The organism is Alteromonas sp. G4i35 (assembly GCF_054960375.1).
The window spans coordinates 32,521-41,281 of the sequence record NZ_JBHNZD010000033.1; the positions used below are offsets into that span (position 1 = coordinate 32,521).

9 protein-coding genes are annotated in these 8,761 nt (G+C 44.1%); 5 read left to right on the forward strand and 4 right to left on the reverse strand.

Going from position 1 to position 8,761, the window contains the following annotated elements; all coding sequences use genetic code 11:
• The first annotated feature begins 221 nt into the window (after positions 1-221).
• The 4 genes from ACFI6L_RS18230 to ACFI6L_RS18245 all read left to right on the forward strand — a co-directional run bounded on the left by ACFI6L_RS18230 (position 222) and on the right by ACFI6L_RS18245 (position 4,312).
• On the forward strand, positions 222-908 hold the full coding sequence (locus tag ACFI6L_RS18230) for a histidine phosphatase family protein (RefSeq protein WP_014949763.1): 687 nt from the start codon (positions 222-224) through the stop codon (positions 906-908).
• Positions 909-919: 11 nt separating this feature from the next.
• Positions 920-2,155, forward strand: a complete 1,236-nt coding sequence (locus ACFI6L_RS18235) for an acyl-CoA dehydrogenase family protein (protein ID WP_014976758.1) — start codon at positions 920-922, stop codon at positions 2,153-2,155.
• A 49-nt stretch (positions 2,156-2,204) separates the two neighbouring features.
• Positions 2,205-3,263, forward strand: coding sequence for a phosphotransferase family protein (locus ACFI6L_RS18240; RefSeq protein WP_014949761.1), 1,059 nt, complete (start codon positions 2,205-2,207; stop codon positions 3,261-3,263).
• Positions 3,264-3,337: 74 nt separating this feature from the next.
• Entirely contained in the window at positions 3,338-4,312 is a 975-nt protein-coding gene (locus ACFI6L_RS18245; protein ID WP_462574577.1) for an NADPH:quinone oxidoreductase family protein, read from the forward strand.
• Between the two features lie 79 nt (positions 4,313-4,391).
• Here the strand turns inward: ACFI6L_RS18245 and ACFI6L_RS18250 are convergent, their stop codons facing one another.
• The 3 genes from ACFI6L_RS18250 to ACFI6L_RS18260 form a co-directional block, all read right to left on the reverse strand.
• Positions 4,392-5,807, reverse strand: a complete 1,416-nt coding sequence (locus ACFI6L_RS18250; protein WP_080589184.1) for an alpha-amylase family protein — start codon at positions 5,805-5,807, stop codon at positions 4,392-4,394.
• A 175-nt stretch (positions 5,808-5,982) separates the two neighbouring features.
• Entirely contained in the window at positions 5,983-6,612 is a 630-nt protein-coding gene (locus ACFI6L_RS18255; protein WP_462557575.1) for a YchJ family protein, read from the reverse strand.
• Between the two features lie 223 nt (positions 6,613-6,835).
• Positions 6,836-7,246: a hypothetical protein gene (locus ACFI6L_RS18260; RefSeq protein WP_014949757.1), complete on the reverse strand. Its 411-nt coding sequence runs from the start codon at positions 7,244-7,246 to the stop codon at positions 6,836-6,838.
• Positions 7,247-7,574: 328 nt separating this feature from the next.
• On the opposite strand from ACFI6L_RS18260, the gene ACFI6L_RS18265 reads away from it, so the two are divergent.
• Positions 7,575-7,973 (forward strand): YqaA family protein, encoded by a 399-nt coding sequence (locus ACFI6L_RS18265; protein ID WP_039225474.1) that lies wholly within the window; start codon positions 7,575-7,577, stop codon positions 7,971-7,973.
• Positions 7,974-7,995: 22 nt separating this feature from the next.
• Here the strand turns inward: ACFI6L_RS18265 and ACFI6L_RS18270 are convergent, their stop codons facing one another.
• Positions 7,996-8,655 carry a protein-methionine-sulfoxide reductase heme-binding subunit MsrQ gene (locus tag ACFI6L_RS18270; RefSeq protein WP_462557572.1) on the reverse strand — a complete coding sequence of 220 codons (660 nt, stop codon included), beginning with the start codon at positions 8,653-8,655 and terminating at the stop codon, positions 7,996-7,998.
• Positions 8,656-8,761 lie beyond the last annotated feature (106 nt).

The window sequence follows — 8,761 nt, forward strand, 5'->3', positions numbered from 1 at the left end:
CGTGTCGTGCTTTTTCACTATACAATCTAATGAACATATATTGCACGCATTTGAAGCTATCATGTCAAATTTTGTTCGCAACGTGCAAAAAGCGAACAGATGTTTGGCAGTGAATAGTTTCACATGATGCATACTCATTCAAAATATCAATTAAACTTATATCGCTGTTTTCCTTAGTATGTTGGTTGAAAGTTAACATATTAATAACATCAGGCAGCGGTATGACAGACATCTATTTAGTGCGACATGGTCAAGCGTCTTTTGGCAAAGCGAACTATGACAAACTTAGTGAACTGGGTGGGCAACAGGCCATTTGGCTTGGTGACTATTTCAAGCATCGCAATGTTGAATTTGATGCAGTTTTCTCTGGCGACATGGTAAGGCATCACGAAACCAAAGACGGTATTGCCTCGGGTATTGCTACTGAAGACTATACGCTACCTGAAGTTACGGTGAATAGCGCCCTGAATGAATTCAATTTTCAGGCAGTGGCTACCGCCTATTTAACTCGCTACCCAGAAGCAAAAGTACCTGAAGGTGCTTCGCCTTCTGAATATTACCGATTGCTAAAAAAAGCAATGCTTGCCTGGTCGCAAGACGAATTGGCGCATGAACTCCTTGATGAAACATGGGGTCAGTTCGAAGACAGAGTTCACAGTATGCTCACGCACCTTCAAAGTATAGATGCGAAGCGTGTTCTCGTTGTGAGTTCTGGCGGTGCAATTGCCATGATGCTCAAACACATTCTTGGCTACGATGCGGCCACCGTTGTGAATATGAATTTGCAGATCCGAAACGCCAGTTTTTCTCAATGCTTTGCCAATGCGCGAGGCGTTCACCTTAATAACTTCAACAGCGTACCTCACCTGGATGTGATTGACAGGTTACACGCCATTACCTACAGCTAAATGGGGCAGTTATGAACTTTGAATATAATGAAAAGACCCAAGCACTTTTAGAAAAACTAAAAGCGTTTATGAAAGAAGAAGTGTATCCAATTGAAAAGGAATACATTCACGCCGTAGAAAATGGCTCTGCCAACAATGGCGAAGGCCGTTGGAAAACGCCTGAAATGATGCATACATTGAAAAAGCGTGCAAAAGAAGCGGGCCTTTGGAATCTATTTTTACCTGAAGAATATAAGCCATATGGCGCGGGCTTGACTAACGCAGAGTATGCACCACTTTGTGAAGAAATGGGCAGAGTTTTGTTTAGCTCTGAAATCTTCAACTGTAGTGCGCCAGATACCGGCAATATGGAAGTGCTGGCGAAATACGGTAACGAGAGTCAGAAAAAGCAGTGGTTAGAGCCTCTCTTAAACGGGGAAATACGCTCAGCCTTTGCTATGACAGAGCCTGCAGTGGCATCAAGTGACGCAACTAACATCGAAACTTCCATTAAGCGCGATGGTGATGAATACGTTATCAACGGCCGTAAGTGGTACACCAGCGGTGCTATGAATGAAAACTGTAAGATTATGGTTGTAATGGGCAAAACTGATTTCGATGCGCCTCGTCACCAGCAGCAGTCTCAAATCTTAGTTCCTATGGACACCAAGGGTGTAACTATTGTTCGCCCAATGGCAGCAATGGGCTATTACGACGAGCCTATTGGTCATGCTGAAGTCTTGTTTGAAAACGTACGTGTACCGGCAGAAAACTTACTGCTTGGTGAAGGGCGTGGTTTTGAAATCGCACAAGGGCGCTTAGGCCCGGGCCGTATTCACCATTGTATGCGCCTTATTGGCTGTGCACAGCGCGCGCTCGATATGGCCTGTGAACGAGTTGAAAGCCGAGTGGCGTTTGGCAAGCCGTTGTCAAAACAGCAATCGGTTAGAGAAAGCATTGCGCAGATGCACTGTGATATTGAACAGGCGCGTCTGCTTACGTTGAAAGCGGCTGATAAGATGGATCGCTATGGCAACAAAGTATCGCGCGACCTTATCGCTGCTATCAAGATAGTTGCACCTACTATGGCCTGTAACGTTATCGACCAAGCCATTCAGATGCACGGCGCTGCAGGTACAAGCCAAGATTTCGTATTGTCTGCCATGTACGCTTATGCGCGTACTATCAAGCTGGCAGATGGCCCTGATCAGGTTCACATGATGCAGTTAGGTCGTAATCTTATTGCTGAAAAAGCAGTCGCTGAATAAGTCAGTGTTGTAAATAAACAATACAAAAAATTACGGGTAAGGAGTGAATGTGTCTAAAGACAATGCGAAAGCCCCACATGTCATAGATTTAGCAGTGCTGAATTCGTATCTATCTTCTGCGTGCCCGAGTATTGGGCACGTCAAAAGCGCTGAGAAATTTGCGGGTGGGCAATCGAACCCGACGTTTAAACTTACTACGGATAACGGCGTTTATGTATTACGCCGTCAACCTCCGGGCAAATTACTGAAATCGGCCCATGCAGTTGACCGAGAATTTCGCGTTATCAACGCGTTGCAGGGCTCAGAAGTGCCTGTGCCCAAAGCGTACCATTTATGTGAAGATACCAGCATAATCGGTAGCATGTTTTACATTATGGCCTATGTTGAAGGTGACATTTTCTGGAATAGCGCACTGCCTGAAATAGCATCTTCTGCTACTCGTGGTGCCATGTATGATGAAATGAACCGAGTGCTTGCAGCGCTTCACAGTGTAGATATTGAAAGCGCAGGCTTACGCGATTATGGAAGGCCTGGCAGCTACTTTGAACGTCAGCTAAGCAGGTGGACAAAACAGTATCGTGCATCTGAACTTGAGCATGTTGAAGAAATTGAAAGTCTTATTCAGTATCTTGAGGCCAACCTGCCAAAAGATGATGGTCAAGTCTCGTTGGTCCATGGCGATTTTCGTTTAGACAACATGATGTTTGATATGTCTGACCCTAAAAACCCAAGAGTAGTCGCGGTGCTTGATTGGGAATTATCAACGTTGGGGCATCCGTATGCCGATTTGGCTTACCAATGTATGCAGTTGCGCCTTCCCTCTGACATTGCGCACGCAGCTGGGTTGGGTGGTTTAGACAGAGAGCAGTTAGGCATTCCAAGTGAACAAGAATATATCAATGCGTATTGCGAGCGAAGAGGTATTGATAGCATTAGCAACTGGACGTTTTACCTCGCATTTAGTTTTTTCCGTTTAGCCGCTATTTTACAAGGCGTGGTAAAACGCGCACACGATGGCAATGCGTCAAGCGAGAAGGCTATGCAATTAGGCGCAATGGTGCGACCTCTGGCGCAAATTGCGAACCAAACCATTCACCAAAGCGAATAAACGTCATATAACGTATTTAATGACAGGTCATGCTATCAATAGCGTGCTCGTCGAACAAAGCAACTGGAGACAGTATGAAAGCAATTGTATGCGAATCTTTTGGACCACTTGAAGAACTTCAATTTAAAGACGTTGCAGACCCGCAAGTAAAAAAAGGGCATGTAGTCGTAAATGTTGAAGCCGCAGGGGTGAACTTTCCAGACGGACTATTGGTGCAAGGTCTGTATCAAATGCAGCCAGACTTCCCGTTTATTCCTGGCAATGAAGTGGCAGGCACCATATCTGAAGTAGGTGAGGGCGTAAGCCATTTAAAAGAAGGGCAACGAGTTATTGCGTTGTCTAACTTAGGTGGTTACGCAGAAAAAGCGCTGATCCCTGCCACTCATGTTATGCCATTACCTGATCCCATCCATGTTAATGAAGGGGCTGCGCTAGTAACTGCGCATGCGACAGCACATCACGCGTTAAAGCAGCGCGCAAAACTACAGCCTGGCGAAACACTGGTTGTGACCGGCGCAGCGGGTGGTACTGGCTTAGCGGCAGTGCAGATAGGCAAAATCATGGGCGCTAAAGTGATTGCAGTTTGCTCAACAAAAGAAAAACTAGCCCTTGCCAAAGAGTATGGCGCAGATGTTTTAATTAACTACAAAGAAAAAGATCTAAAAGAAACGCTGAAAGAAGTCACAGGCGGTAAAGGAGTCGATGTAGTTTATGAATGCGTTGGCGGTGACACATTCCACGCTTGTAGCCGCAGTATGGCATGGGAAGGGCGTTTACTTGTGGTCGGCTTTGCAGGCGGTGAGATCCCGAAATTCCCGGTTAATTTAGCGCTGGTAAAAGGCTATTCAGTCATGGGCGTATTTTGGGGCTCGTTTACTCAGCACGATCCAAAAGGCTTCGCGGAAAACATGCAAGAGCTTTTAACTTGGTATGTGCAAGGTAAGGTGAAGGTGGTCGTAGATGAAGCATTACCCTTAGAACAAGCAACGAAAGCCATGGCCAAGGTAATGAACCGGGAAGTGAAAGGTAAGATGGTGCTTGTGCCCTGATTCTACAAGCCTGACACGTGGGTAACTTAACAATAAAGCCTGAACAATCGATGTTCAGGCTTTTCTTGTTAACAGTGGGTTATTCCATAAGCCACATTCGGGCGCTTCTTCCTGGTACATAGAACTTGTGCCACTGAGTTGTAATATATTGCACATCATTACTTAACGTATCGCGGTAATTTCTATACCACCACAAATTGTCCGTAGATGTATCTACCCATATATCTTGGCCGTCTGCGCATTTATTAATACCCACAACGCCTTGATGGTCACGCTTGAAGAAAATAACGCAGTCATTATGACTTACCACTTGCATGCCACTGCCCTGAACTCCGTTATGGAATTTAACCATACCCTTGATGTCATCACGCTTGTACAAATCTACCCAACGATTATCACCACTTTCATTGTTATCTGAGTACAGTAATGGAACACCACCGTCACGGCCTAGTACATAGGCATTTGCCAAATGTTCGTCGGTAGGGTCAAGTAACTGGTAGCGGAAGCCGTCGTTTAGCGGGATGTCGTGGGTAATACTAAATGTGATGGCCTTGTCGCCTGATAAAGCCTGACCGTACGCACCTGGGTCAACTAAGGCATTCATCGAACCACCGAAGCTAAATGCACTACGTATTTGCGCGAAAAGCGGGAAGTCGTAGGCCGAGTGACCTGTTGCTGATAAATAAGGTGCAAGGAAGTTATCATACTCACTAGAGCCTGCACCGCCCGTGGTAATTATTTCTCCGAAAACATGCACGCCGTTTTTTATATTGCTGTCGAACACCGCGTTGATGTGATAGTTGGTCATGTGCTTTGCAGCATCAACGCGGAAACCGGTTACACCCATGTCTTTTAACGCCTGAAGATACGCTTTTTGCTGGGCTACTACCCAATTATTGGGGTCTAGGTCGGGCAAGCCAGGATCTGGCGCGGCGCCGCATAATCTATTGTACTGAACATCGCCCACGTCGCTGTAGTTACTAATGCACTTAGGACCACCTTGATCATACGTACCGTGGAAGTCACCACCGCCAAAAAGGCCGCTACTTACATCACCAAATAATGTGATGCCATTGTAGTATCCCTGATTTGATGAGTATTGCTGTAGTACTTCACTTCCGGGGTAGTTTAAGTCTGAACGTTTCCATGCTTCGTTCGCCATATGATTAAAGACAATATCCGCATAGGTCTCTACACCTTTGGCATTTAATGCATTAACCATCGCTTGAAAGTCAGCAGTGTCACCAAGTGGGTTATCAATAACTCGATAGTCCTGTGGTTGATATCGCGCCCACCACTGGTCACCTGTCGATTTATAAGCAGGCGAAACAAGTACTTTGGTGTAACCAAGATCCGCAATTTCCTGGGCTTTTGCGGCTACGTCGTCGTAGGTCCAGTTAAATGCGTGTAGTATAACGTCGGCATAGCTTTGATAACTTAATGTACTCAGTGCTGCGCCTATTAGAACGCCTGCCGCATGTTTCTTCATCTTCATAGTGTGTCCTATTTTATGTGGGAGCGAGATAAAAGATGAAAGCAATGCTTACATTTTGTTTACAAATAATAAACATCATGCATACGTATTCAATTCACCTTTAATTTTAAATTAAAGGAAAGATGAACAGTTAAAATGCGCAGGGAAGGGAGTAAGATTAGTTATTGCTACTGGGTTAGCGGCTCTTAGTTGCGCAGCACTGTTTGAATTTTTTGTTGCTACCGCAAACACAAGGTAGGTTTCTCCCGTATTTAATTTTGCCGCAGTCGTCGTGTAATACGCCGTCGTGATAACGCCACTTACCGTCTTCAACACTAAAATTAGACGTTTCGTGAAGCTGATACATGCTTTTATTTTCAAAATAGTAAGCAGTGAATTCAACAATGGCATTATTGGGCTTAGAGATGGGTTTGGAGATGGACTTTAAATTAGTCTTAGAGATTGGCTCGGCGTTGGTTACTGCTTCGACTTTAGCGTCGGCATGTACAGTACTGTCTATCGAACTATCTTCAGTACTACTGACCAAGTTACCTACCAAGCTATCTACGGAGCTAGCCGCTAGAGTGGGGTGTACTTTAAGTGCGAACCATGTCGCACCTTGTGCGCTTTGCGCCAAATCCTCTACAGAGAGACCCTGCTGCTTTTCTTTGGTGTAGGTTTCAAGAATATATTGATAATGCGCTATAGCGTAGGCTGAAAAACGGGAGCGCATAAGTTGCTCTGCAGAACTAGGGTGTTTATCACCCTTAATAAAAGGCTCGCAGCATTCGTCGAAGGATTTTGATGAGCAACAGTAGCAGCGCATAAGACAACTCGCAGTTTAAGAGTAAAACAAAGCGCTACAGTATAAGTATAAGTTGCGTGAGCCCCAACTTTTTTAGACGTAAATATTGCCGATATTCAAAGATTTCTTGGCGGTCCATGTCAGAGATTCCACGCCAAAAAGTTGTATGAAAATAAATATTTAGGTTTTGTTTACGCACCGCTACTCAGGCAAACGTAAAATGTAAACATAAACAGGCTTTGTATTACCAAGGACCTAATGCTACGTTTTGTTCGTCATTAATGCTGTTAACACGTACATTCACCAGGCTGACAGAGTAAAGCTCACACAGCTTTCTGATCATTTCACTATCGGTTGGTTGAAGGTCTAAATCAATGTTTTCCACATACAGTGTTTTACACTGGCCACCTGTAATCAGCTTACTGATCCATTCGGGCATTTTTTCTTTTTCAGGTTTTTGAATACGGATAGCGTGATCTACAGTTTTCGAAAACGACACCGTATTTGAAAGCAGATAATTCCAACCTTTGTCGTTACTTCCTTTTCCATTACCTTGTTTTTCGCTAGGAAACCCTTCTATCGGCAAAGGTAGTTGAACAACATTTGAAACCGAAGCGCGTAAAGCATTGAATCGTGAAACTGAAGATGTGTTCATAGTAAAACCCTTTATGCATTTGCCCTTAAGTTCATAAATCGAACTTCAGGAATATTGTTATTGATTGATACTGGTTGCTTATACAGTGTGTATGTGTATACAGTATTCTTAAAGGAGGACTTTGGCAAGTATTTAGTTGTACTTTTTTCACACAAATTGGTGTTTTCTCAGTAACTACATAAAAGATAATGGTTTTTTTGTGCTATCGAATTCTGAAGGAAGTATTCATACTCCGATTAAGGTAAGATGCGCGCGAATTTTACATAGAAAACTACTGTATAAAGCTGGAGGAGCGTTGAGCGCATTAATACATTTAGGCTACTTGGGGATGTTCTTATCGGCATTTTTGGCAGCCACTATATTGCCTTTTAGTTCTGAAATCGTGCTTAGTGCTTTATACAGTAGTGGGTTGAACTGGGTGTTGTTGCTTGTTGTTGCTTCGTTGGGAAATGTACTTGGCTCGGTGGTTAATTATGCATTGGGCTTCAAGTTCGGAAAAGAAATCGCGACCGATAAGTTAAAAGTGAGCGAAGCGGCGTTTAACCGTGCAAGTTACACCTTTACAAAGTGGGGGAAGTGGAGCTTGTTTTTATGCTGGGTACCTATTATTGGCGACCCTATTACTTTAGTAGCAGGTGTACTTAGAAGCCCGTTTTGGTTTTTTATTCTCGCGGTAACGCTTAGCAAAACAGCGCGTTATGCTGCGCTGCTTTACGTACTTGTTTGAAAGGTTTTCGACTCTAGTTTTCTCACGCCACTGCGTTTTTGCCTCTCGACTTCTTTTGGCTTTTCTTCTGATACGTCACATACCACTGCTTCATTCTTGGGCTCATTAATATCAGTCCAATCATCCAATACCAAACGGGCTCTTGCCAAAACGTCTTCTGTGACCAGCTGAAATGAAGTAGTGCAAGAGGCAGGATCAGGTAAATGCTGTTATGAAGCTTCTGCCACTTTTTTCCCATGTTGCGCTGGATACACTTAAACGACGTGGCAGTGAGAGCAAAAAGAAGAAGTAACGCTGCCATGCCAACAATGATGTAAGGCCTGCTTACTATCTCGCTAGCCACTAGTGCCATATCAAGCTGGAGTTCAAACACAATGTAAGTGAGTAGGTGTGCAAAGGCGTACACAAAGGTGTATACGCCAATCATACGTCTGAATTGCATCGGTTCTGGGCTTGGTAGCCATTTAGCAAGTGGGCTTAGGGTAAGCGTTAGTAAAAGAAAGTGAATTGCCCAAGTTCCAGTCTCATTGATGAGCGTGTTTACTGGGTCTGGACCAAGCTGATCGGTTACCCCTGCAAAAAACAACCAGGCGATATAGCCCAATGCGAAAAGGTGAATAAGGCCTTTTAGGCTGCGGCGTTGCCAAACAGAGAATCGAAACGGTTTTTTTCTTAACGGCATTAAATGAACAACTTAATAATAATGTTTAAAAACTCTAGTTAAGTGATATTGGTATGAATGACTAGCTATTTGGTTGTGGCTCCATAAAGTTACAACTAGTAATAAC